The organism is Thermococcus sp. GR6 (genome assembly GCF_012027415.1).
Classification (GTDB): domain Archaea; phylum Methanobacteriota_B; class Thermococci; order Thermococcales; family Thermococcaceae; genus Thermococcus; species Thermococcus onnurineus.
On record NZ_SNUM01000002.1, the window covers coordinates 571225 to 592847 of the forward strand.

28 protein-coding genes and 1 tRNA gene are annotated in these 21623 nt (G+C 52.1%); 19 read left to right on the forward strand and 10 right to left on the reverse strand.

All coding sequences use genetic code 11. From position 1 onward, the window contains the following. Positions 1-18: 18 nt before the first annotated feature. The 3 genes from E3E32_RS09245 to E3E32_RS09255 form a co-directional block, all read right to left on the reverse strand. Positions 19-1836, reverse strand: a complete 1818-nt coding sequence (locus E3E32_RS09245) for an aldehyde ferredoxin oxidoreductase family protein (protein WP_167731450.1) — start codon at positions 1834-1836, stop codon at positions 19-21. A gap of 208 nt (positions 1837-2044) precedes the next feature. After that, complete coding sequence (locus E3E32_RS09250) at positions 2045-3172, reverse strand: tungsten cofactor oxidoreductase radical SAM maturase (RefSeq protein WP_167731451.1); 1128 nt, start codon at positions 3170-3172, stop codon at positions 2045-2047. 1049 nt (positions 3173-4221) lie between these two features. Next, positions 4222-4309, reverse strand: a tRNA-Leu gene (locus tag E3E32_RS09255). Between the two features lie 103 nt (positions 4310-4412). Between E3E32_RS09255 and E3E32_RS09260 the strand changes: the two genes are divergently transcribed. From E3E32_RS09260 to E3E32_RS09280, 5 genes are read left to right on the forward strand one after another with little or no spacing between them, the layout of a single operon-like run. Beyond that, the gene (locus E3E32_RS09260) at positions 4413-4706 is read left to right on the forward strand and encodes a DUF2178 domain-containing protein (RefSeq protein ID WP_167731452.1); all 294 of its coding nucleotides are present in this window, start codon (positions 4413-4415) and stop codon (positions 4704-4706) included. Next, complete coding sequence (locus E3E32_RS09265) at positions 4707-5078, forward strand: hypothetical protein (RefSeq protein ID WP_167731453.1); 372 nt, start codon at positions 4707-4709, stop codon at positions 5076-5078. Continuing rightward, positions 5079-5288 carry a helix-turn-helix transcriptional regulator gene (locus E3E32_RS09270; RefSeq protein WP_167731454.1) on the forward strand — a complete coding sequence of 70 codons (210 nt, stop codon included), beginning with the start codon at positions 5079-5081 and terminating at the stop codon, positions 5286-5288. After that, on the forward strand, positions 5278-6033 hold the full coding sequence (locus E3E32_RS09275; protein ID WP_167731455.1) for an ABC transporter ATP-binding protein: 756 nt from the start codon (positions 5278-5280) through the stop codon (positions 6031-6033). The genes E3E32_RS09270 and E3E32_RS09275 overlap by 11 nt, the downstream gene beginning before the upstream one ends. After that, the gene (locus E3E32_RS09280) at positions 6030-7307 is read left to right on the forward strand and encodes an ABC transporter permease (protein ID WP_167731456.1); all 1278 of its coding nucleotides are present in this window, start codon (positions 6030-6032) and stop codon (positions 7305-7307) included. Before E3E32_RS09275 ends, E3E32_RS09280 begins: the two co-directional genes overlap by 4 nt. 10 nt (positions 7308-7317) lie before the next feature. Here E3E32_RS09280 and E3E32_RS09285 read toward each other — a convergent pair whose 3' ends face one another. Beyond that, complete coding sequence (locus tag E3E32_RS09285) at positions 7318-7725, reverse strand: RNA-binding domain-containing protein (protein ID WP_012572308.1); 408 nt, start codon at positions 7723-7725, stop codon at positions 7318-7320. 70 nt (positions 7726-7795) lie between these two features. Between E3E32_RS09285 and E3E32_RS09290 the strand changes: the two genes are divergently transcribed. Next, positions 7796-8605: a ZIP family metal transporter gene (locus tag E3E32_RS09290; RefSeq protein ID WP_167731457.1), complete on the forward strand. Its 810-nt coding sequence runs from the start codon at positions 7796-7798 to the stop codon at positions 8603-8605. Here the strand turns inward: E3E32_RS09290 and E3E32_RS09295 are convergent. Next, a complete protein-coding gene (locus tag E3E32_RS09295; RefSeq protein WP_167731458.1) occupies positions 8591-9148 on the reverse strand; it encodes a dephospho-CoA kinase in 558 nt (185 codons plus the stop codon). The genes E3E32_RS09290 and E3E32_RS09295 overlap by 15 nt on opposite strands. Before the next feature lie 47 nt (positions 9149-9195). Continuing rightward, positions 9196-11376: an ATP-dependent DNA helicase gene (locus tag E3E32_RS09300; protein ID WP_167731459.1), complete on the reverse strand. Its 2181-nt coding sequence runs from the start codon at positions 11374-11376 to the stop codon at positions 9196-9198. A gap of 138 nt (positions 11377-11514) precedes the next feature. On the opposite strand from E3E32_RS09300, the gene E3E32_RS09305 reads away from it, so the two are divergent. Then, positions 11515-11760 (forward strand): Lrp/AsnC family transcriptional regulator, encoded by a 246-nt coding sequence (locus tag E3E32_RS09305; RefSeq protein WP_014789277.1) that lies wholly within the window; start codon positions 11515-11517, stop codon positions 11758-11760. On the opposite strand, the gene E3E32_RS09310 is transcribed toward E3E32_RS09305, so the two are convergent. Further along, positions 11761-12105: a signal recognition particle protein Srp19 gene (locus tag E3E32_RS09310; protein ID WP_167731460.1), complete on the reverse strand. Its 345-nt coding sequence runs from the start codon at positions 12103-12105 to the stop codon at positions 11761-11763. It lies immediately after the preceding gene. Positions 12106-12162: 57 nt separating this feature from the next. On the opposite strand from E3E32_RS09310, the gene E3E32_RS09315 reads away from it, so the two are divergent. The 4 genes from E3E32_RS09315 to gltA all read left to right on the forward strand — a co-directional run bounded on the left by E3E32_RS09315 (position 12163) and on the right by gltA (position 16082). Continuing rightward, positions 12163-12801, forward strand: a complete 639-nt coding sequence (locus E3E32_RS09315; protein WP_167731637.1) for a DUF257 family protein — start codon at positions 12163-12165, stop codon at positions 12799-12801. Then, a complete protein-coding gene (locus E3E32_RS09320) occupies positions 12782-13543 on the forward strand; it encodes a tRNA (adenine-N1)-methyltransferase (protein ID WP_167731461.1) in 762 nt (253 codons plus the stop codon). Before E3E32_RS09315 ends, E3E32_RS09320 begins: the two co-directional genes overlap by 20 nt. A gap of 221 nt (positions 13544-13764) precedes the next feature. Then, positions 13765-14631 carry a sulfide/dihydroorotate dehydrogenase-like FAD/NAD-binding protein gene (locus E3E32_RS09325; protein WP_167731462.1) on the forward strand — a complete coding sequence of 289 codons (867 nt, stop codon included), beginning with the start codon at positions 13765-13767 and terminating at the stop codon, positions 14629-14631. After that, positions 14631-16082, forward strand: a complete 1452-nt coding sequence (gene gltA, locus E3E32_RS09330; protein WP_167731463.1) for an NADPH-dependent glutamate synthase — start codon at positions 14631-14633, stop codon at positions 16080-16082. Before E3E32_RS09325 ends, gltA begins: the two co-directional genes overlap by 1 nt. A gap of 280 nt (positions 16083-16362) precedes the next feature. On the opposite strand, the gene E3E32_RS09335 is transcribed toward gltA, so the two are convergent. Then, the gene (locus E3E32_RS09335; RefSeq protein ID WP_167731464.1) at positions 16363-16701 is read right to left on the reverse strand and encodes a hypothetical protein; all 339 of its coding nucleotides are present in this window, start codon (positions 16699-16701) and stop codon (positions 16363-16365) included. A gap of 77 nt (positions 16702-16778) precedes the next feature. After that, positions 16779-17183 carry a glycine cleavage system protein GcvH gene (gene gcvH, locus E3E32_RS09340; protein WP_012572296.1) on the reverse strand — a complete coding sequence of 135 codons (405 nt, stop codon included), beginning with the start codon at positions 17181-17183 and terminating at the stop codon, positions 16779-16781. A gap of 196 nt (positions 17184-17379) precedes the next feature. On the opposite strand from gcvH, the gene E3E32_RS09345 reads away from it, so the two are divergent. The 8 genes from E3E32_RS09345 to E3E32_RS09380 are packed head-to-tail and all read left to right on the forward strand — an operon-like array spanning position 17380 to position 21170. Beyond that, the gene (locus tag E3E32_RS09345; protein ID WP_167731465.1) at positions 17380-17985 is read left to right on the forward strand and encodes a monovalent cation/H+ antiporter subunit E; all 606 of its coding nucleotides are present in this window, start codon (positions 17380-17382) and stop codon (positions 17983-17985) included. Further along, positions 17961-18233, forward strand: a complete 273-nt coding sequence (locus E3E32_RS09350; RefSeq protein WP_012572294.1) for a monovalent cation/H+ antiporter complex subunit F — start codon at positions 17961-17963, stop codon at positions 18231-18233. The genes E3E32_RS09345 and E3E32_RS09350 overlap by 25 nt, the downstream gene beginning before the upstream one ends. Continuing rightward, positions 18226-18540, forward strand: a complete 315-nt coding sequence (mnhG, locus tag E3E32_RS09355) for a monovalent cation/H(+) antiporter subunit G (protein ID WP_167731466.1) — start codon at positions 18226-18228, stop codon at positions 18538-18540. Before E3E32_RS09350 ends, mnhG begins: the two co-directional genes overlap by 8 nt. After that, positions 18521-18751, forward strand: coding sequence for a hydrogenase subunit MbhD domain-containing protein (locus tag E3E32_RS09360; protein ID WP_012572292.1), 231 nt, complete (start codon positions 18521-18523; stop codon positions 18749-18751). Before mnhG ends, E3E32_RS09360 begins: the two co-directional genes overlap by 20 nt. Beyond that, positions 18748-18990 (forward strand): hypothetical protein, encoded by a 243-nt coding sequence (locus tag E3E32_RS09365; protein ID WP_167731467.1) that lies wholly within the window; start codon positions 18748-18750, stop codon positions 18988-18990. Before E3E32_RS09360 ends, E3E32_RS09365 begins: the two co-directional genes overlap by 4 nt. Further along, entirely contained in the window at positions 18987-19388 is a 402-nt protein-coding gene (locus tag E3E32_RS09370; RefSeq protein ID WP_012572290.1) for a Na(+)/H(+) antiporter subunit B, read from the forward strand. Before E3E32_RS09365 ends, E3E32_RS09370 begins: the two co-directional genes overlap by 4 nt. Beyond that, positions 19381-19671 carry a cation:proton antiporter subunit C gene (locus tag E3E32_RS09375; RefSeq protein ID WP_048055085.1) on the forward strand — a complete coding sequence of 97 codons (291 nt, stop codon included), beginning with the start codon at positions 19381-19383 and terminating at the stop codon, positions 19669-19671. Before E3E32_RS09370 ends, E3E32_RS09375 begins: the two co-directional genes overlap by 8 nt. Before the next feature lie 8 nt (positions 19672-19679). Next, positions 19680-21170 (forward strand): proton-conducting transporter membrane subunit, encoded by a 1491-nt coding sequence (locus tag E3E32_RS09380; protein ID WP_206205265.1) that lies wholly within the window; start codon positions 19680-19682, stop codon positions 21168-21170. On the opposite strand, the gene E3E32_RS09385 is transcribed toward E3E32_RS09380, so the two are convergent. Continuing rightward, positions 21153-21560 carry an ACT domain-containing protein gene (locus E3E32_RS09385; RefSeq protein ID WP_167731469.1) on the reverse strand — a complete coding sequence of 136 codons (408 nt, stop codon included), beginning with the start codon at positions 21558-21560 and terminating at the stop codon, positions 21153-21155. The two genes, E3E32_RS09380 and E3E32_RS09385, sit on opposite strands and share 18 nt — an antisense overlap. Positions 21561-21623: the final 63 nt, after the last annotated feature.

The window sequence follows — 21623 nt, forward strand, 5'->3', positions numbered from 1 at the left end:
AAGAAAAGACAAGAGAATTCAGAACTCGTTCAGGCCGAGCTCCTTGAGCTTCTCCTCGGGAATTCTTCCATCCTCGGTCCAGCCGCGGAGTGCATAGTACCTCGGAAGCATCTCCTTGAGCCTGACGACCCTTCCCTTGTTCGGACCCTGTCTGACCGGCTCCTCAAGAAGGCGCTTGGGTAGAGTGTCCTCCTTGAGTGGATCGAGGCCGGCCTTGAGGTTGAAGAGCCTCTCTGCGTTCCAGATGCGCTCTCCGATCTTGAGGTACTCCTCGGTAGTGAGGTCCCATCCGAGAGCTGCATTAAGCATGTCGCGGTAGTCGTCCGCACCAAGTCCGAAGGTTGTGAATACACACAGACCCGCGGCGTCTATCAACGCGGTAAGGTCCTGGAAGATTATGACCATCTTGACCTTCTCGTCGCTGATGTCGTGCGGATCCATCTTGTACGGGTAGCCGAGGATCTCCGGGCTTATCATGTACTGCTTGATGTGGCAGCCACCGCGGTTGTTGGTAGCGTAACCAAGGCCATGACCCTCTGCACCCCTCGGGTCGTAGGCCGGAAGCTCCTGCTTCTTGACGCCCATGAAGTACTCGGTACCGTTGTACATCTCGGCAAGTCTGTAGCCACCCTCGGCAAGCTTGTCGCCGAAGCCCTCTCTTCTAGCTATCTTCTCGAGGTAGTAGTGGAGAACCTCGGTGTTGCCCCACCTGAAGGGCGGAGCCTCCTCTCCGAGATCCTCAGGCTTGATGAGGCCCTTCTCGAAGAGCTCCATGGCAGTGGCAAGGGTTCCACCGGTTGAAATGGTGTCCATACCGAGCTCGTCTATCATGTGGTTAGCCTCTATGATGCTTGCCAGGTCGTTTATTCCAAGATGGGCTCCGAGTGCCCAGATGCTCTCGTATTCGGGACCTTCGGTGACTCCGACCGTTGGGAGCTTGTTAACCCTTCCACAGCCGATCGGACAGGCGTAACAGGGCTTATTCCTGATGAGGTATTTGGCGGTCATGGCCTCACCGCTCTGCTCTTCGGCGTACTCAAACTGGCTGTCCTGGAAGTTCCTGGTCGGGTAGAGGCCATTCTGGTTGATTATATTGACAAGAACTGCGGTACCATACTTGGGCAGTCCACCGCCAGCAACAGGATCGTTCCTCAGCTTGTCGATCTTCTCCTTCACTACGCTGGTGAACTTGGCCCTGTCGGCCACCTCAACCCTCTTGTGGCCGCGAACGACTATCGCCTTGAGGTTCTTGCTTCCCATAACGGCGCCGACACCGCCCCTTCCCGCTGCTCTGTGCTCGTCGTTCATTACCGCAGCGAAGCGGACGAGGTTCTCACCTGCCGGGCCTATTGAGGCGATGCGAACCCTCTTGTCGCCGACTTCTTCCCTGAGTTTCTCCTCGGTCTCGCTCACGAGCTTGCCCCAGAGGTGGCTTGCATCCCTGATTTCAACCTGGTCGTCGTTTATGTATATGTAAACCGGGTGATCAGCCTTGCCCTCGACTATTATAGCGTCCCAGCCAGCGAACTTCAGCTCGGCTCCGAAGAAGCCACCGGAGTTGGCCATGGCTATATAGCCAGTCAGTGGGCTCTTGGTTATAACCATGTATCTGCCGCCAGTTGGGGCAGTGGTTCCAGTCAACGGGCCGGTGGCGTATATTATTTTGTTTTCAGGACTGAATGGGTCAACCGTTGGGTCTATCTCCTTCAGGAGGTAGTAGATACCAAATCCTCTGGTTCCAAGCCACTTCTGGGCAAACTTCTCGTCGAACTTCTCTTCACTGATTTTGCCTGTGCTTAGGTTAACCCTCAAAATTCTTCCCCAGTATGCAAACATGCTTCGATGCCCCCCAGTTGTTGTCGGAAACATTTTTGTACACTAGTGCTAATAAACTTGACGAAAGCAAGATAGGGAAACACAAATGTATCAAGCAAGTGGATTTGTTTAACAGGAAAAATTGTTTAACAAAAAAGTTGAGACCATTTCCGAACAACTAAGTTGGAAAACCGCACATTGGTTCCGAGGAAAATTAAAAATAGTCGAGCTACCAAAAGCCCTTCATACCCTTTTCGGGTATTGGGCAGAGGACTATGCGCCTGGACCATAGACAGTCCGCGCAGCTCGGGCTGTTGCCCCAGCAGTCGGAGTTTGTATCCTGGACAAAGGAGCAGGACCCATTGAGCGGACAGTCAGTGCAGCTTGGATAGAGGGAGTTCTTAACGACGAATCTGAACCAACTGTACTCCCTACTCGTCCAAATGTCCGCTAGGCTCTTCTCCCGAACATTGCCGAAGGAGTAAGCGGTGACTATTTTCTCCCTGCCGAAGACTATCTCAGGATATGTGTGCAAGAAGCGGTAGCAGGGAGCTACTTCACCATCCCACCTTACTACGGCCACTTTCTTATCAATGAACTCACAGTGCCGTTCTGTCCTCAGGGAGAACTCTGCTATCTTCTGTAGATAGCCATGGTAGATGGCTTGGAGCTTGTCAACTATCGGCTTCATGTCCACGCTACCATCGTAGACTATCATATCAGCATGCTCCTTGTTTATGGGAATGATGTTTGAGATGAGTAGCGTATCGACACCCAGAGAGCCAACGTAGTGCGCTATCTCGGGTAGCTCCTTGTAGTTCTCCTTTGTCGCCACGACCTCAACGCCTATGTGGGGAACGTCCCTTCCCAGCTTTTTCTTGGCCTCCTGAATCTTCCTGATGCGGGATCCGGTGTAGTCTGGCTTTATATGTCCAATGTCGACTGGCTGCGTCGGTACGGAATCGATCGAGAAGTATATCAAGTCAACCCCAAGCTTCACAAGCTCCTCTATTCGCTTGTCCGTAAGGAGGAATCCGTTGGTGCTTATGCCGAGGGCAAAGCCGCGTCTCTTCACTTCCCTGACCATGTCCATGAAGCGGGGGTGAACCGTTGGCTCGCCTATGCCACCAAAGTAAATCATCTCCAGCTCTGGAAGCTCCTCTGCATCATCGAGTATCTTGATGAAGAGATCCCAGTCCATGTCACCTTCGTCGTCTTCCCAGTACTGCTTGAAGCACATCTCACAGCGGAGGTTGCAGCGGTTGGTTATCTCTATGTAGAGATATTTCAAATCGGGCTTCTTGGGGATTAGAACGAATGCACCATCAAGGTCGAACTTATGAGCGCCGTTCTCCAACTTAAATCACCTGGCTGCGAAATAAAACGGATATATTTATAACGTTTAGTGGACAAGTTTGGGCAACGGATTTTGCTTGTGCAGTTTGATTCTTCAAACCACACTGGAGAACTAATTTATATGTTGGATTTGACGTACAAGCTTCGATGAAAAGTGAAACCCTGAAAAGTTGGCAACTAGTGAGTAAACCTATTTCACAAGAGACCATTTAGAATTGCACGCGATTTTCCGTCAACGCTCAGCCTTTGGGAAAGGCTGGCGAAAGGCTCGTGATTCTTTTTCAGTGCACGTCCAATTTTGGGATTTCACGTTTGAACGGCAAGTTGCTGATGGAATTCAATTCTGAAGTTTTACCTTGGTGAGGGTTTGCTTTCTTTAGCGCTCCGGAGGAGCGCGGGTGGAGTAAAAACCCAATCAAAGGTATATCAATACGACTGCATTCCTTCGAAAAGCACCCATTGAAACGAAATCCCTTCACGAGAAACCCGCAAACAGGAATCACGAACTTTGATGAAACTTTTGTTTGGCAAATAAACTTTGCAGACAAAGTTTAATCAAAGAGTGCCCTCCCCTTCAACTTGCTGGAGGACAGTCGTGCACTCATAATTTGCTGGTTGGAAAGTGGGTTTAACTTCAAGGGAAGTCTTTCAAGCAGTTTGCTTTTTGTTCTGGCGTCCAAAGGACGCCTTGAGATTAGCAAACCCTGAAAAACTGCAACTTGACTTGACGTTCTTAGAAAAGCATCTAATTTTCCGTCAGCGCTTGCGAAGCAAACTTTGCAGTGCAAAGTTTGACCAAAGAGCAAACTTCTCTTCAAAGTTGTTAAGATAAGTTTGCATGTCTTCTTGAAATTGCAAGTCTAACAGGGGTTTAACCCAAAAACAAGACATTAAAACTGGTTTCACCTCCTTTTTAACGCCCCGAGGGCGTTATATTTGCAGTGAAACACTGTGGAGGAGCCTTTGGAAAGTAAATCCACCTAAGAACAGCCACTTTAAGAGTGACATGCGAACCTTGATCAAACTTCGCGCAGGCGAAGTTTGTTAGAATGGTGCGGGGGCGGGGATTTGAACCCCGGAACCCCTTCGGGACGGGACCCTAAATCCCGCGCCTTTGACCAGGCTCGGCTACCCCCGCGCGGATGGAACTTCTTCCCTGCTCTTTAAAAACTTTGGGGGAACAAAGCTTATAAAGGATGTAAAGGAAGTTTTACGTAAAGGAAACTTTACATGGTGGGAGCATGAACTTGGGCGCTGTCGTTGGACTCATCCTCGGGCTCGCCGTAGGGACCTACCTTCCAGTTATTTACCGGAGGAACGTAGGGCTCGAAAGGGACGAGAGAGTTGAGAGAATAGAGGAAAAGGCCTCGAAGGTGACCCTTGAGCTCGTTCAGTTAGTAAGTGGCTTGGGAATCGCCTACTCGGCCTTTGTTGCCAAGAACCTCTCAACGGCCTTCACGTTCCTTCTGCTGGTTTTCATAGCATCAACCTTCGGACACCTCGCGTTGAAGGTTCACTACTCGAGGGTGATGTGAATGGAGCGATACCGCCCCTTGATTTTCGCCTTCCTCTTTGTGATGTACCTGCCGATGTTATATTTCCTGAACAGCAGGCCCGCCCTGAGCCTGGTCTTTTTCATAGGCGCAGTTGCCGGAACCTGGGCAATCGAGAGGTTCTACAACGCGAAGGTTGAACCTGTCAGGGACGAGAGGACGGAGCTGATAAAGCTGAGGAGCTTCTACCACGGCACATTAGCGTTCTTGACGGGAATAGCGCTCGAATTCATATGGCTCGCTGGAAACGACCAGGAGAGTGCTATCGTATTCGCAAAGCTCCTCGCAGTTCCGCTTACGTTGCTGTTAGGGGCCTTGGTCATCTCCAGGGGGTACTACGCGAGGGTGATGTGAGTGAAGAACCGCCTCCGCGAGCTCAGGGAAGCCAAGGGACTAACCCAGGAGGAGCTGGCCAAAGCCCTCGGCGTCACGAGGCAGACGATAATAGCGATAGAAAAGGGTAAGTACGATCCATCGCTTAAGCTAGCTTTCAAGATAGCGCGCTTTTTTGGAGTTCTCATTGAAGACATTTTCGTCTACGAGGGGGAGAGGGATGATAGTTGAGGTTGTGAACCTCGAGAAAGACTACGGAAAAGTGAAGGCCCTCAAGGGAATAAGCTTCGAGATTCCGGAGGGCGAAATCTTCGGTCTCATTGGGCCTAACGGTGCGGGAAAGAGTACTACGTTAAAGATACTCTCAACGCTCCTCAGACCAACGGCTGGAAAGGCGAGCATAGCTGGCTACGACGTTGTCAAGGACGCCTCAAAGGTCAGGGAGTTCATAAGCTACCTGCCGGAGGAAGCTGGCGCCTACAAGAACCTCACGGGTTACGAATATCTCGAGTTCATGGCGAGGCTCTACGCCAAGGGCGGGAGGAACTTTGAGGAGATGCTGGAGCTCGGCGTTAAGCTGAGCGACTTGGGGGACAGGCTCTATGACAAAGTCTCGACGTATTCCAAAGGAATGACGAGGAAGCTCCTTATAGCGAGGGCTCTGATGGTGAAGCCCAAGCTGGCAATTCTTGACGAACCCGCAAGCGGCCTCGATATAGTCAACGCTTACACCATAAGGAAGACCATCAGGAAGTTCGCGAGGAACGAGGGCGTTACGTTTCTCATCTCGAGCCACAACATGCTCGAAGTCGAGTACCTCTGCAACAGGGTTGCCTTCATCAATGAGGGCAGAATAGTCGACATAGGCACTCCGGCCGAGCTCAAGGAGAAGTACGGCGCTGAGAACCTCGAAGAGGTCTTCATGAGGGCTGTGGGGGCGGAAATCAATGAACCCGTTGGGGGTAAGGGCTCATGAGCGACTTCTGGGTGATGGCGAAGAAAGAACTCAGGAACCTCTTCAGGGACAGGAAGCTTATCTTCGGTCTTGTGGTCATACCTCTCATCCTGTTCCCGGTCATGGGCAAGGTGATAACCCTTGGGCTGGAGCAGGCACAGGGTGAGACGAAGGTCGCCATAGTGGACTTCGACGAGGGAGGGTACGGTGAAGTTCTGATAAAGGCTCTTGAGGTAACTCCAAACGTAACTGTCATGGTCATCAACGCAACATCTCTGGATGAAGCCCTTCAGAAGGCAGTTCTGGAGAAGCAGAACGTTCTTGTGGTGATCCCTCCAGACTTTTCGACGAGGCTTGAAGAAAACGAGAAAGCTACAGTTCAAATTTACGGTATCTTCACGACAATCGGTGCAGGTGTAAAGGAGAGCGTCAGTGAGGGCAGGATAAACGCCGTTATCGGAGTTTTAAGCGATGGGATAGCCCGGATAAAGATTGAGCAGCTCGGGGCTGGAAATCCAGACGCGATACTTCGGCCGATAGAGACAGAGAGCAAATCTGTCATCAGGGGTACGATAGTTGACATCCTGCCGAGCATAGTCTCGAACGTCATAGCCTCGCAGGCCTTCTCAATACCTATGATAGTCTTCCTTATGGTGATGGTCACCGCCCAGATGGCTGCCGGGGCGATGGCGGCCGAAAAGGAGAACAAAACCCTTGAGACGCTCCTGACCCTTCCCGTTGCCAGAACAAAGATAGTAGGTGCCAAGATCTTTGGAACCGCCGTCATGGGTCTGATGGCGGCGATAGCCTACATGATAGGAATGCGCAGCTACCTTGGCTCCTTCGGTCTGGGGGCGACGGGCATAACCCTCGAAGACATTGGTCTCAGCGTGACGCCGACGGGGATGCTGCTCTTCGCCCTCGTCGTCTTTCTGACCATAATCTTCTCCCTCAGCTTGGCGATGATACTCGCAATCTTCGCGGAAGACGTGCAGAGCGCCACAACGGTGGTGAGCGCAGTGATAATGCCCCTTGCCTTTCCCGCGTTCCTCCTTATGTACACTGACATCAGCGACCTGCCAGTGGCCATCAAGTATGTCCTGCTGGCGATTCCGTTCACACACCCGATAGTGGACTACCGCTACATCCTCCTTGGTGACTACGGTTCAGTATTTCTCAGCGTGGGGTATCTTGCCTTAATGGCCGGACTGACACTCTACGTTACCGCGTGGATATTCTCAACGGAGAAGGTTATGACGGCAAAAATAAGCTGGGGAAGGAAGAAGATGGAGTGAGCCTTTCTTTTTATTCTATAGGTACTCCATCTTTTGTCCTCGGTGCGAGCCACTTCATGAGCCTCTGCGGATCTTTGGTACGGATGATTATCGTTATCGGGCCTAGCGGGGATTCCTCGTTGAAGTTCACCACCCCAGCGTAAGCTGCCTGTTTGTTGACCTTTATGATTATCTCCTCGCCGAAGTAGCCCTCCTCAAGGAAAGAGCGCGCCGTGTCGAGTATTGCCTGGCCGCGGAAAAGCTCGTAGAGCCTCTGAAGGGCTTTCTTGCTCCTGGTTTTTCCGGTCAAGATGATGTAGTCTCCTCTGTCGAATGCCTCGAACTCCAAATCCGGAATCAGATTAAGCATCGCCCTCTTGACCTTCTCTATATCCTCCGTCGGATAAACGTAAGCCTCAACCTCAACTTCCTCGAACATATTCCCACCGTCATCCACTCGACCCAAAGCTTATAAAGGCAACCCCCCTATTAATTAGGGTGGCCTAACAGTGTTAGACAACTTCATCGCGAACCTCGCCGAATGGATGCTCGAGATCTCCGGGGGCAGCATCCTGTGGGTCTCCTTCTATGCGGGTCTGTTTGTGGCTATCATGACCTCTCTCGGCGCGATGGTGGCAATATTCGCCAAGAACATCCCTGAAAGGGGAGTTGACTTCAGCCTGAGCTTCGCGGCTGGAGTTATGATAGTCGCGAGCTTCACCAGCCTAATTCTCCCTGCTATAGAAAGCACCGGAGGCTTTGGGCCGGCTGGAATTGGAATAGCCCTTGGCATTCTCGTGGTCTCCATGATAGACCGCCTCATCCCCCATGAGCACATGGTCAAGGGCTACGAAGGCCCAAGCGATTTGAAAGATAGGCTCCGGAAGGTCTGGCTCCTCGTTCTCGCCCTCATAATCCACAACCTGCCAGAGGGATTAGCCATTGGTACTTCTCTAGTTTACAACCTTGAGGTTGGCCTAGTTACGGCCATCGCTATAGGCATTCAGGACTTCCCTGAAGGGACTGTCGTCTCGCTCCCTCTAGCCGTCATTCAGAAAAAGCGCCTCCAACCGATTATGATCGGTGTTCTGAGCGGGTTGGCTGAGATGGCGATGGTAATCCTTGGAGCGATCTTTTTCACGGCCTTTGCTTGGTCTCTGCCCTACGGCCTTGGTTTGGCAGGAGGAGCCATGCTCTACGTAACTGTGAAGGAGATGATTCCTGAGATATACAAGAGGGAAGAGAACGAGACGCTTGTAACTCTGGGCTTTTTCGTTGGATTCTACGTGATGCTCTTCCTCGACTCAATGCTCGGCTAAAATCTTCTCAACGAGCTCCTGAACTTTTCTCTCGTATTCTTCTTTTGGGCAGTCGTTGACTATCATGTAGTCGGCCATTGCTATGACGTTTCCGATGCCGAACTTGAGCTCCTTCCAATCGCGCTCTTCAAAGTCCTCCCAGCTCTGCGGGTCGTCGTGTCTTCCCCTGGCTTTGAGCCGCTCGAAGCGCATATGTGGCGGTGTATGGACAGCGACGATGATGATCTCCTCACCAGGAAAAGCGCTCCTGAAGGTTCCTACCTCGTCAAGAGAGCGGACGCCGTCGATTACAACTACTTTATTCCTTCTGAGCAGTTCTCTGACCTTCTCAACGGCGAGCTTTGCCACGGCATTCTGGCCCAGTTCCTGCCTCAGGCGAATGCTCACCTTGGCAACGTTCTCCTTTGTGAGCTCGAGGCCACGCTTGGCAGTCTCTTCCCTTACGACGTCGCCCATAGAAACGCTCGGGAAACCTCTCTTCTCGAACTCTTTAACGATCTTGCTTTTTCCTGAACCTGGCATTCCTGTCACGATGATTATCATAGTGCCCACGCCAAAGTAAAAGGTCGGGATTTAAAAATTTAATCCGCTCACTTCAAGAAGTCATCCAGGGTTCCCTTTCTTCTCTTTCTGTTCTCTTCTGTGCTTTTCTTTGAGGCTTTTGGGAGCTCGACTCCAAAGTGCATGAACAATCCCTCTACGACCTTCAAACCTATGCCCTCAACTGCCAGGAGCTCGCTCACTTTGGCTCTCATGATGTCCTCCGTTGTTCTAAAGCCCGCGTTGTAAAGCGCCCTCGCTCTCTTCCTTCCGATGTTGGGCAGTCTGACCAGTTCAAGAAGTTCCTCCCTGACGCCGTGCTTGAGCCTTAGATGCAGGTCACGGAGGTAGTCCAGAACGTCTTTCTTCGGCTCGAACAGCTTGTAGAGCTCGATGAGAGAGTACATCAGCCAGTCGGCGAGCTCAAGGATTCTGTAAAGGTCGCCGGGGTCGATGTTGTATGTATCATAGATTCTCGTCTCGGGCACCTCGTTTATCCAGTCAAGGAGAATCTTGGCCGTCTTGACCTCATTGAGAAAGCTCTGGAACCTGTAGTCCTCCCAGTAGGGGATGTTGACGTAGAGCTTCTCTTCCATCTCGTAGGCCAGGTCAAGATAGTCCTCCATTTCCTTCCTGCGTGCGTTCAGCGTGCCCATGTCGGGTGTTGAAGCTATGAGCTGGAAGATTCCGAAGGGATTGGGGTTCTTTTCGAGCTTCGGGAAGGCGTCCTTGAACTTCTTGGCAGTGAGCGGGTCTATGTAGAGCTGGGAAGTTCTCCTGCCGAAGGGAAGGGCTATGAAGCGATCCTCAATGTCCATGTCTATGAACTCGTTCTCAATGAGGAAGTAGACTATCTCCTTGGCCTTCCACTCTAGATGGGACGTGTCGCTTCTCTGGTAGAAGTAGAAGGTCTTTTCGAGGAAGCTTATAAGTTCCCGGAAGTTCTCCACCCCGAAGTTGGTTATTAGGGCTAAAATCTGTCCCCTGAAGGCGGACTCATTGGCGAGCATGGAGAACAGCTTTTCAGGCTTTCCGAAGACGTATCTGCCCATCAGTTTCTTTGGATCCTCGGTTCTCGCAACGATTATAGCCTCTCCAACCTTGTCGTACTTTGGCCTTCCCGCGCGCCCCATCATCTGCTGTATCTCGAGAACTGGGATGTCAATCCAGCCGAAGTTGGAGTAGCGCTTGGTGTCGCGGATTATGACGCGGAAAGCTGGGAGGTTTATTCCGGCCGAGAGTGTCGGAGTCGCCGTAATTACCTTAATCAGGCCTTCACGGAAGGCATCTTCTATCATCGTCCTTTCAGTTCTGCTCAAGCCGGCGTGGTGAAAGGCTACACCACCCCTCAAAGCCTTCTTGAGCTTCTCGTTGGTGGGATTGCTCTCAAGGGAATCCGCAAGCTCTTTGAGCCCCCTTTGTTCCGGCTTAGTCAGAAGCCTCGCTATCTTTGGGGCCAGGCTCACAGCTTCCTTCTCAGCGGAACGCCTTGTGTTGACGAAAACGAGGGCCTGCTTACCTCTTTTGACGGCGTCAATAGCCAACGAGTCCCAGTTGGCTGGATACCTATCTATCTTTCCGTCCTCCCAGAAGAGTTCACCCTGTGCAAAAACTCCCTTTCTGAGCTGAACCGGCCGCCAGTTGCTCACGACGAGCTCGGCGTTGAGCCATTCGGCCAGTTCTTCAGCGTTTCCGACGGTGGCGCTCAGGGCCAGAATCTGAGCCCTGCCGAGCATATGGCTTAGAATCATCTCAAGCGTCGCCCCCCTGTCGTAAGAACCGATGAGATGGACTTCATCCGCCACGACGAGCTTAACGTCCTTAATCCAGCTCGAGCCGTGCCTCAAAAGCGAATCAAACTTTTCGGCAGTCGCGACGATTATGTCATACCTCCCGAGCCACTCATCTGTGGAGTCGTAATCGCCGGTTGTGGCGGCAACGCGGAGACCGAGGACTTCCCACTCCTTAAATTCACGGTACTTCTCCTCGGCCAGGGCTTTAAGGGGAACGAGATAGACTGCTTTACCCCCCTCACGCAGGAGTTTGTTAACCATCACTATCTCGGAAACGAGGGTCTTTCCGCTGGCCGTTGGAATGGCCAGGACTAGGTTTTTCCCTTCCAGCACTCCACTCCTCAGGGCTTCCGCCTGGGGAGGATAGAGCTCCTCTATGCCCCTTTCCAGGATGATCCTTTTTATCCTCTCGTCAACGGGAAGCTCTTCAACCCTCATGGTCAACCAGAAAAAATCGGCGGGGCGCTTTATAGGTTTTTGGTTTTAGCGGGAGAGCCTATCACTCGGCCCCTACGAAAAGCTTAAATGAGATGGTCGGCTAAATAAAAACGTAAAGCCTTTCCGCGGTGGTGAAAAATGGTTAGGTCGTACGTTTTATTGACAGTTGAGATTGGAAAAGTCGAGAGCGTCATAGAGGCCCTCAAGCAGATTCCTGGAGTTACCAAGGCTGACGCAGTTACGGGCCCCTATGATGCCATAGTTCATATAGAGGCCAAGGACCTCGGCGAGCTGACCAGAAAGATACTCCACGACATACACAACATCGATGGCGTCATCGACACTACCACTGCAATAGTCGTAGAAATGGAAGAGGAGGAGTGATTACCTCTTTTTCCTCTTGGATTTGGACTTCTTGTCTTTGGCCTTAGCCCGGGTTTTTCTGATTTCCCTGATCTTCTGACCTATCATCTTCAGGCTCTTGCCCTTGGGGTGCTTGCTCTCTATCCTGACCATGCCACGCCTTCTGTACTCCTCGTCGAGGCCGGCTAACCTTGGATTCAGCTTGTTCTCATCCAATTCGACAACTTTCATCCCGAGGCTCTCGGCTGCATCGACGATTTCCTGAATCGTTGGCCCATCAACGGCAAATTCCTTTCCAACGGTCCGCCCGTATCGCCTGCTGAGCCTTACATCGAGCTCGTTGGGCCACACTACGAACTTTCTCATCCCTTCCACCTAAAAGGTTTAAAAGAGGAGCGGTTAAAAACCCTTTTGGTGAGCCCTATGGACACTTCCGTCTTTGAGAAATATCTCTTTGGTAAGGCCAACAGGGGAGACATTATTCTTGTGGAGTATCCATCAACATATCCTGTAGAGGAGTTCTCGTGGAGTTTCCTGATCCCGGCACTTGTTGAGAGGGGTGGGGTTGTTATAGGTGACTTCTTTGGCATTGGTGATCTTATGTTCCGGAAATACACCCGTAAGGTGTCCGGTAAGGGATACTCAAAGATAATCGAGCTCATCAAGGAAATTAAGATTGTCAAGATAGGTCCGGGTTCGGCCAGTTACGGTGAGGTGATAGAAGAAGTTGTGCCCGTCTATGACTCTCACAGCTTCCTGAAGAACTACCACATGGTTGTTAACAAGATGACGCACTTCCCCACCAAGCCGGAGTACTTCGTAACCTTTGGGATTGCCCTCTACGTCCACTTTGGGGGAGATGAGGCTGTGAAAGCAATACTCACGAGCATCAGCACCATCCCTCTGGAGGAGTGGGTTGGAATCCATTTCATCAACGTCGACATTTTAAGCAGGGAGCACGTAGCGATGCTCGAGGAGATGGCCTCGATGGTTTTCTACATATCAAAAGATGGCCTGATAGTAAAGAAGGGCGGTGAGGCATTTGATTCGGGAGGGGGATAGGGTACTGCTGATAGACAGAAGGGGGAAGAGGTACCTCGTAACGGTCTCGAATAGGGAGTTCCACACGGATTTGGGTATAATCAACCTTGGGGAGCTTCTCGATAAGAGCTATGGAGACACCCTGACCAGCCACAAGGGTGAGGAGTTCAAGATACTGAAGCCAGACATCAACGACATAATAGCCAAAATGAAACGAGGGCCTCAGATAGTGCATCCCAAGGACGCGGGAATAATCATCGCCTACGCTGGAATCTCACCAGGAAATACGGTTATAGAGGCCGGCGTTGGCAGTGGAGCGCTGACGATTTTCCTAGCGAACATCGTCGGCCCGGCCGGCAGAGTTATCAGCTATGAGGTAAGGGAAGACTTCGCCAGGATAGCTCAGAAGAACGTTGAGCTGGCCGGTTTCTCTGACAGGGTCACGATAAAGCTCAAGAACATTTACGAGGGCATCGATGAGGACTACGCCGACCACATTGTCCTCGACCTTCCACAGCCCGAGAATGTTCTCCCGCATGCCGTTGAAGTCCTCAGGCCCGGGGGTTACTTTGTTGCCTACACGCCGTGCATGAACCAGGTTCATCGCTTCTTCCAGGCCCTCCAGGAGTACAGGGATTACTTCTACAAACCGAGGGTTGTAGAGGTCCTTGTCAGGGAGCATGAGGTCAAAAAGGAGTGCATGAGACCAAAAACAACGATGCTGGCGCACACGGGATACATAACATTCCTTAGAAAGCTCTAAGGGCCTTTTCTCATTTTCCATGTGAGTATAGTTTAAGCTCGTTTCTTGGACGTTCGAATTTTCAAACTTTGTGAGTGTAATCGAGTCATTTTGGCATTCCGGACTCGTTCTTCGAAATTCTTTTCCATTTTTAAACCTTTGGTTGACAACATATTTATAAACACTTTATGTTGCAAACCTTTAGATGCCCAAGTTTGACCACGTGTACGGAGGTGTTCATTGTGTATAAAATCCTAGAGAAAAAGGAGATTGCCATGCGCAACACCTGGTATAAAGTTCACGCCCCCCATGTAGCCAGAAAGGTTCAGCCGGGGCAGTTCATAATCGTTAGGGCCTTCGAGAACGGAGAGAGAATCCCTCTCACCCCTGTCATGTGGGATCGCGAAGAGGGCTGGATAGTTCTCGTGGTCTTCACCAGGGGAAGGACCACCATGAGAATGGCCGCTGAGCTCAAGGAAGGCGACGAGATACTCAACATTGCCGGGCCTCTCGGAAACCCCGTTCCAATGAAGAAGTTTGGGAAGATCCTCGCAATTGGGGCCTACACCGGAATAGTGGAGGTCTTCCCGATAGCCAAGGCGTGGCAGGAACTTGGAAACGATGTTACGACCCTTAACGTTACCTTTGAACCGATGGTAGTTCTAAAAGAGGAGCTTGAGGGGGCAGTTTCAAGACACATAGTTGAACCCGTTCCAATAGATCCAAATCTAGACTTCCCGGCAAACATGAGGAACGTTACCAAGAGGCTCACTGAGAAGGTTCATGAGATGCTGGAGAAGGAGGGCTTTGACCTGGTCTTCATGGTCGGCCCGGCGGGCGACCAGAGAGCGGTTTTCAACGTCGTCAAGGAGTTTGGAGTCCCAATGAAGGTCGACCTTCACCCAATCATGGTTGACGGAACCGGAATGTGCGGAGCCTGCCGCGTCACCGTTGGCGGCGAGGTTAAGTTTGCCTGCATAGACGGTCCAGAGTTCGACGCCTACCAGGTCGCGTGGGACGAGCTCATAGCGAGGAGCGGTTACTATACTGACCTGGAGGCGAAGGCCATGCAGGAGTACATGAAAGCCCTCCAGGGAGGTGGGCAGTGATGGCCCTTAAGAGAAAGCTCATTAAGGAACGCGTTCCGACTTCCGAGATCCCGGTTAGGGAAAGGATAAATTCATTCAAAGAAGTCAATCTTGGTTATACCTTCGAGCTGGCCGTTAAGGAGGCCGAGCGCTGCCTTCAGTGTCCATACAACTATGCACCCTGTATCAAGGGATGTCCTGTTCACATCGACATTCCAGGATTCATAAGCAAGCTCGTTGAGTACCGCGACAACCCTGACAAGGCCGTTAAGGAGGCTCTCAACGTCATCTGGGCCTGCAACTCTCTGCCGGCAACCACCGGTCGTGTCTGCCCTCAGGAGGATCAGTGTGAGATGAACTGTGTTATGGGCAAAGTTGGTGACAAGATAAACATCGGCAAGCTCGAGAGGTTTGTCGCCGACTACGCGAGGGAGCACGGCATAGACGAGGAGCTTCTCTTTGAGATAGTACCCAAGATAGAGAAGAAGGGCCAGAAAGTTGCAATCATCGGAGCCGGTCCGGCCGGACTTACCGCCGCTGGCGAGCTGGCCAAGCTCGGCTACGACGTCACAATCTACGAGGCTCTCCACGAGGCCGGCGGAGTCCTTATGTACGGCATTCCAGAGTTCAGGCTGCCTAAGGAGATAGTCCAGAGCGAGATTGAAAAGCTCAAGAAGCTCGGTGTGAAAATCCTGACTGACCACATCGTCGGAAAGACTGTCACCATGGAAGAGTTGCTCGAGGAGTACGACGCCGTCTTCATTGGCTCCGGAGCTGGAACGCCGAGGTTCATCAACGCTCCAGGAATTAACCTCAACGGCATCTACTCGGCCAACGAGTTCCTGACCAGGGTCAATCTCATGAAGGCCTATAAGTTCCCGGAGTACGACACGCCCGTCAAAGTCGGCAAGCGCGTTATAGTCATTGGTGCCGGAAACACCGGAATGGACGCAGCGAGGAGCGCGAGGCGCTTCGGCGCCGAGGTCATCATCGCCTACAGGCGCGGTCCCGAGGATGTAAGTGCCCGTGTCGAGGAGGTTGAGCACGCCAAGGAGGAGGGCATCAAGTTCGAGTTCTTCCTCAACCCGGTCGAGTTCATAGGCGACGGCAAGGGCAACCTCAAGGCGGTTAAGTTCGAGAAGATGAAGCCGCTCGACGAGAAAGACAGCAGGGGCAAGAGGAAGATAGTCGGCACCGGCGAGTACGTCACCATCGAGACCGACACGGTCATCATAGCCATAGGCAAGCATCCAAACAGGCTCATCGTCAACACGCCTGGCCTGAAGGTCGAGCGCGGTAAGATAGTCGTCGACGAGAACCTCATGACGAGCATTCCGGGAGTCTTCGCCGGTGGCGATGCGATAAGGGGCGAAGCAACGGTTATCCTTGCCATGGGTGACGGAAGGAGGGCTGCCAAAGCCATCCATGAGTATCTGACGAAGAAGAGGGAAGAACAGAGAGAGAATGCCTGAGCTCTTTTTTCTGTTCTTCTCAACTTTCCTCTTACGACTACTATCTCATGCTTCTGCCCTAGAATTTGCGGCACCTTTATCAATTTCCCGACGAATAAAACTCCCGGCGATGACGAGCTCCGGAGTGGCTGAATCGGGCATGCCATGATGGAGGGCATACTGGCCGAGCCGTCAGCCTTTTAACCCCTTGAAAAGAGGAAGAAACGAGCGATGAAGACCTCTAGGGTATCTGAAACTGCGCTTCGCGCAGCGAAAAGATGATGAAAACCGAAGGCTGAGCTCACTCCTCCATCTCCTCGATTTCCTCCAGGATCTCCTCGAACTTCTTGAAGTCCTCACTCTTTGCCAGGAGTGTAACGAACTCGTCTATTTCTTTCTTCTCCAAGAACGCTCCAGCGAGGAGCTTGCCCGTGTAGCGGTTGTTCTTTATCTCCCAGAACATGTAGAACTCGGGGAAGTTCTCCTTAATCTTCCGGTAGGCAACGCCGTACTTGGAGTCCTTCAGCGGGTTCTGTTCGAGGTAGAAGTGCCCAGGCTCGAGCTCTATCATGTGAAGAATAGCACCGCGTTTCGTTTTCACGAGTCTAACCTTAACGTCCCATTCCTTCAGAACCTTCATGGGGGACCACCGAAGAGAATAGGGCTGTAAGATACTTAAGCGTTCCGAAGCGAAAGGGAGAGAAAAGTTGAGGGCAATCAAAGGGACTTGAGATACTCCGCGTAAGCCTCGGCGTCCATAAGCTCCTTGAGCTCCTCGTCGAGGTTGCTCGGCTTGAGCTTGGCTATCCAGTTCTCGTAGGGATCCTCGTTAAGAACCTCGGGGCTGTCCTCAAGCTCCTCGTTGACCTCGACAATCTCGCCACTGACCGGAGCGTAGACCTCGGAAACAGCCTTGACGCTCTCGAGCTCACAGAGAACGTCGCCCTTGCTGACCTCTTTACCGACCTCAGGAAGCTCGACGTAGGCAAGGTCACCGAGCTCCTTCTGGGCGTAGTCGCTTATTCCGACGAGAACAGTACCGTCCTCAAGAACCTGGACCCACTCGTGGTCCTTCGTGTAGTAAAGGCCCTCCTTGACCTTGTATTCACCGACCTCAATCATGAGCACCACCAAATTCCTCTAAAACCGCTCGAGATTTAAACCTTTCCATGACGGAACCCTCTCATGGCCGGTCGAGAAGGGCTCTGGGCGTAAAAATTCCCTATTTTTGGGAAGTTCTCCGAACGGATTTCACATTTCTGGGCATTCTCTTTGCATCTGCAAAACAGTTATAACTTCCCGTACCGTAGACTACAACATGAGCCGCATCCCCTTCTACCTCAAAGAGAGGCTCGAGAACCTCCGAGAAAGGATTCTCCATGAGAGGTTTGAGGCGTCGAAGCTCCCGGTCTGGGAGCGGATAGTCCTCACCTGGGCCGCCCTGCTGGCATTCTGGGTGGTCATCTCTGCTAACCTCGAGCCGAGGAACCTCTTTCTAGGTGCGACGGTTACCCTGATAATTGCCTCGTTCATGAGGGACATGCTGACCGAGGACATAAGGCGGACCGGCCACGTTTTGGAGAAACTTCTCTATTTCACCTTCCTCTACCTTCCGCAGTACCTCATCATAATGGCCTTCAGGCTCATAGAAAGCAACCTCAAGGTGGCTAAAAACGTGATCTTCTTAGACATCCATCCGGGCATAGTCAAGATAAAGACTGATCTGCACTCCGACACGGGCGTTACTATCTTGGCGAACTCCATAACCCTGACGCCGGGAACTCTAACCCTTGACGTCAGCAAGAAGCTCGGGGAAACTTACCTCTACGTCCACTGGATAGACCTCGAAACGCTCAACCGTGAGAAGGCCGGAGAGAAAATAAAGGGGGATATCGAGGAATGGCTCAAGAAAGTCTTCTGGTGAGTACCTTCTACCTGCTGGTCTTCACGGCGATATTGATAACCTACCGCGTGGTTAGGGGACCCACCCTTCCTGATAGGATAGTGGGGCTCAACACGATAACGACGAAGGTTGTGATGATAATAGCCATTGTATCGGTCATCCGGAAGGAGTACTATCTAATAGACCTCGCCATAGTCCTGCTCATGGTAAACGCCGTTGGGGGGTTAATTCTGGCCAAATACCTGGAGAGGAGGGCAGTTCATGATTGAGACGATACTTCTTTTGTTCGGTGGGGCGGTTATGCTCTTTGGTGCTTTGGGGATACTTCGCTTCCCCGACGTTTACACCCGCCTCCACGCGGCGACGAAGTGCGATACCGGTGGCGCGATGAGCATAATCTTAGCGCTCATCCTCATGATGGACGCTCCGGCCCTGGTGAGACTGAAGTTTCTTGTGCTGGCCTTCCTGATAGCGATGATAAATCCCATGGTCTCCCATGCCATAGCGCGTGGGGCCTATAAGTACGGCGTAAAGCCCAAAGTAGTGGTGGACATGTATGCTTGGGACAATCCTTGATGTCGTCTTTGTGGCCATGATAATACTCGCGGTGGCCGTTGTTGAGGAAAAGAACCTGGTTAGTGCGGTTGTTAAGTACTCCCTCCTCAGCCTGCTCTTCATCTTGGCTTTATTCGAGCTCAGAGCCCCCGACGTTGCCCTCTCAGCCATAGTCGTCGGCGCGATAGTCATAGGGATATTCCTCTTTACGATAGAGGAGGTGACGAGGTGAGGAAGGTCGCTCTCCTGATAACTCTCGCACTGGCCGTCGTCCTCCTTAGCCTGGACTACTCCCACTCCTTTGGCGGAAGTTATGCCTACTACGTTGGGAACTGGGATGAAATAGGGATACCCAACCTGGTTTCGGCCATCTTAGCCGGCTGGAGAGCCTACGACAGCCTCGGAGAGGCGAGCCTGCTCTTCACTGCCGTCATTGGCTTTTACTTGCTCATTGGAGGGAAGAAGAAGTGAAGATGAGCATCGTCGTGAGGACGACCACGAAGCTCGTCAGCCCCTTCCTCGTCACCTACGCGGCTTACCTTATGCTCTACGGCCATCTCAGCCCGGGAGGGGGCTTCCAGGGCGGTGTAATCCTCGCGGTGGCGGTAATACTTCTTATCACTTCCCACGGGTACAAAAAAGTCAGGAAGAAGTTCAAATTCAACTGGGCAAGCCTCATAGAGAGCTCCGCCGGGGCGATGCTCGTGCTCCTGGGAATAACCGGACTTGCGTTTGGGGCGTTCTATGCCAATTTCCTGCCCACGGAGGGGGGGATAATCCTTCCGTTCAACGTCATCGTCGGCCTTGAGGTCGGTGCGGCGTTCACGTTCGTATTCTACATCCTGCTGAGGTGGGTTGAAAGTGATTAGCCCGGAACAGGCTGGAGTAGTAATCATGCTCATCGGGACCTATGGCCTGATGGCTAAAAAGGAGCCGATAAAGCTAGTGCTCTCCATCAACGTTGTTTCCCTCGGTCTGGTTCTCTTCTTCGTGGGACTGGCATATTCACCGGGAAAGGACGTTCCCATAATGCCTACGGATCCCGTTGACCCGCTCCCAGCGACGCTTATGCTCACCACCCTTGTAGTTGATGTCGCGATAACTTCCCTGGCCTTGGCGATTATAATGCGCATGCGGAGGGATGGGCAGTGATTTCGCTTATGGTAGCGTTTCCGCTCCTCTTTGCCTTCTTCATCGTCCTGCTGGACACGCTGAGGGTGAAAAAGCCTATAATACAGGTTTCCTTCCTGCTCGGTGCCATCCTCCCTGCCGCGGTTCTCTTCATGGGCATCCCGGAGAGAGAGATAGTTGGCGGCTGGAACCGGATAAGCGGCATAGAGGTGGGGATAAGCGAACTGAACCTGCCGTTCATCGTAGGGGAGCTCATACTCTTTGCCTTTGCGGCACTTTACTCAATATCCTACTTCGACTTCAGGGACAAGAAAACACCCAAGGCTTTAGCTTTGCTACTGCTTCTCCACGCTGGCCTTCTGGGAGCGTTCATAGCGGGAGACCTCTTTAACTTCTACATCTACATGGAGATTGCATCTGTCTCGGCCTTCGCGCTCATAACCTTCTCGGGCGAGCCGAACTCTAGGAGAGCTGCCTTCAAGTACCTCATGCTCTCGCTTCTGGCTTCATACTTCTTCGTCTTCGCTATAGGGCTGATATACATGGAGACGGGCTATCTAAACTTGATCCTTATATCTGAGAACGCCGTCCACTCAAGGGAGCTGAACGCGGCCGTTGGGATAGCCTTTGCCTCGCTGCTCCTGAAGGCAGGCATCTTTCCGCTCCACTCATGGCTTCCGGATGCTCACTCGAGCGCTCCCACCCCTGTCAGCGCGGTTCTCTCGGGGGCGGTGGTTAAAGCTCCCGCCTACGGTTTGATCTTCATATTCTCTGTCCTCCCAGTAGGGGGGACCTTAAGAACCCTCGCCATGGGTACGGCAGTCGTGTCCATTTTCTTTGGCATAACTATGGCGCTCCTACAAAGGGACGCTAAGAGGCTTCTTGCATACCACACAGTTTCCCAGATGGGCTACGTCCTGCTTGGGATAGCAAGCCTCAACTTCCTTGGAGCAGCATACTACGCGCTCGCTCATTCACTCTTCAAGGGTGGCCTTTTCCTGAGCGTTGGTGCTCTAGGAAGAAAAACTCGGGAGCTAGGGAAGTTCGGCTACAGGAACGTGCCAATCATGGCGCTTTCCGTGGTCATGCTCAGTCTGGCCATAGGCGGCGTTTCTCCCTTCGTAGGCTCCTACGCGAAGGGTTTGATCTCTTCTGGCCTCGATGGGGCATGGAAGTATGTCCTCTACGCCGGAAGCGTCGGTACGCTGATTTCCTTCACAAAGCTCAACTACTACCTGCTAAGGGGCACCTCTGAGGACATTAAGGCTGTCTGGAAGTTTTCTTCCATCTTCCTCGCCTTCATCACCTTAGGCTCTGGGCTGTATTTAGGAGCCGTCTTTGATCCAAAGGACATCATATATGTAGTCTTGGCCATGGTTCTGTTCTTCCTCCTGAAGGCAGCGGATATCTTCAAGAAGAGAGTCCACGTAGGCTTCGGAGAAATAGGGGAGGAAGTGAACGTCCTCACGGCGGTTTTTATACTGGCAATTCTGGCATCGGTCCTACTCCAGGGGGCGTAGGACCACTTCCTTAACTTCCTTCAGCGCCTCAAGTTCTCCTCTCAGTTCTTCCAGCGTGCCACTCATCCCGCTCACGTCTATGACCGCAACTATCCCGGCCAGCTCTATGCCTTCAAGCTCCTCGGACTCGCTGAAGAGTATGTTTGCTCCGTGCTTCCCGAAGAGGCCGCTTATCTTTGCCAGAACGCCTGGCTTGTCATCTACAATAAGTTCAACTTCCACAAGCTTCTTCCCTGGTAGGGCTATCCTTTCCATGTGCACCTCATTGAGATCCGTGTCAATCTCCAGGAGGAAGTAGGCACCTTCGACAAGACCGAGCTCGTAGGCGTAATCGAGGGGTATCTCAACCTTTCCGCTCTCCTTTATTCGGACTATCTCGTAGTGCCTCATAATTAGAGCTCTCATTTAATTGATAAAAGCCTTGCCCATCAGAAACATTATTAACCCTGTCAC

Excerpts from the sequence above, each read along its gene's own strand:
- E3E32_RS09245 (WP_167731450.1), bottom strand. The coding sequence starts at position 1,836 with ATGTTTGCATACTGGGGAAGAATTTTGAGGGTTAACCTAAGCACAGGC.
- E3E32_RS09260 (WP_167731452.1), top strand. The coding sequence starts at position 4,413 with ATGAACTTGGGCGCTGTCGTTGGACTCATCCTCGGGCTCGCCGTAGGG.
- E3E32_RS09265 (WP_167731453.1), top strand. The coding sequence starts at position 4,707 with ATGGAGCGATACCGCCCCTTGATTTTCGCCTTCCTCTTTGTGATGTAC.
- E3E32_RS09275 (WP_167731455.1), top strand. The coding sequence starts at position 5,278 with ATGATAGTTGAGGTTGTGAACCTCGAGAAAGACTACGGAAAAGTGAAG.
- E3E32_RS09280 (WP_167731456.1), top strand. The coding sequence starts at position 6,030 with ATGAGCGACTTCTGGGTGATGGCGAAGAAAGAACTCAGGAACCTCTTC.
- E3E32_RS09285 (WP_012572308.1), bottom strand. The coding sequence starts at position 7,725 with ATGTTCGAGGAAGTTGAGGTTGAGGCTTACGTTTATCCGACGGAGGAT.
- E3E32_RS09295 (WP_167731458.1), bottom strand. The coding sequence starts at position 9,148 with ATGATAATCATCGTGACAGGAATGCCAGGTTCAGGAAAAAGCAAGATC.
- E3E32_RS09300 (WP_167731459.1), bottom strand. The coding sequence starts at position 11,376 with ATGAGGGTTGAAGAGCTTCCCGTTGACGAGAGGATAAAAAGGATCATC.
- E3E32_RS09305 (WP_014789277.1), top strand. The coding sequence starts at position 11,515 with ATGGTTAGGTCGTACGTTTTATTGACAGTTGAGATTGGAAAAGTCGAG.
- E3E32_RS09310 (WP_167731460.1), bottom strand. The coding sequence starts at position 12,105 with ATGAGAAAGTTCGTAGTGTGGCCCAACGAGCTCGATGTAAGGCTCAGC.
- E3E32_RS09315 (WP_167731637.1), top strand. The coding sequence starts at position 12,163 with ATGGACACTTCCGTCTTTGAGAAATATCTCTTTGGTAAGGCCAACAGG.
- gltA (WP_167731463.1), top strand. The coding sequence starts at position 14,631 with ATGGCCCTTAAGAGAAAGCTCATTAAGGAACGCGTTCCGACTTCCGAG.
- E3E32_RS09335 (WP_167731464.1), bottom strand. The coding sequence starts at position 16,701 with ATGAAGGTTCTGAAGGAATGGGACGTTAAGGTTAGACTCGTGAAAACG.
- gcvH (WP_012572296.1), bottom strand. The coding sequence starts at position 17,183 with ATGATTGAGGTCGGTGAATACAAGGTCAAGGAGGGCCTTTACTACACG.
- E3E32_RS09345 (WP_167731465.1), top strand. The coding sequence starts at position 17,380 with ATGAGCCGCATCCCCTTCTACCTCAAAGAGAGGCTCGAGAACCTCCGA.
- E3E32_RS09350 (WP_012572294.1), top strand. The coding sequence starts at position 17,961 with ATGGCTCAAGAAAGTCTTCTGGTGAGTACCTTCTACCTGCTGGTCTTC.
- mnhG (WP_167731466.1), top strand. The coding sequence starts at position 18,226 with ATGATTGAGACGATACTTCTTTTGTTCGGTGGGGCGGTTATGCTCTTT.
- E3E32_RS09360 (WP_012572292.1), top strand. The coding sequence starts at position 18,521 with ATGCTTGGGACAATCCTTGATGTCGTCTTTGTGGCCATGATAATACTC.
- E3E32_RS09380 (WP_206205265.1), top strand. The coding sequence starts at position 19,680 with ATGGTAGCGTTTCCGCTCCTCTTTGCCTTCTTCATCGTCCTGCTGGAC.
- E3E32_RS09385 (WP_167731469.1), bottom strand. The coding sequence starts at position 21,560 with ATGAGGCACTACGAGATAGTCCGAATAAAGGAGAGCGGAAAGGTTGAG.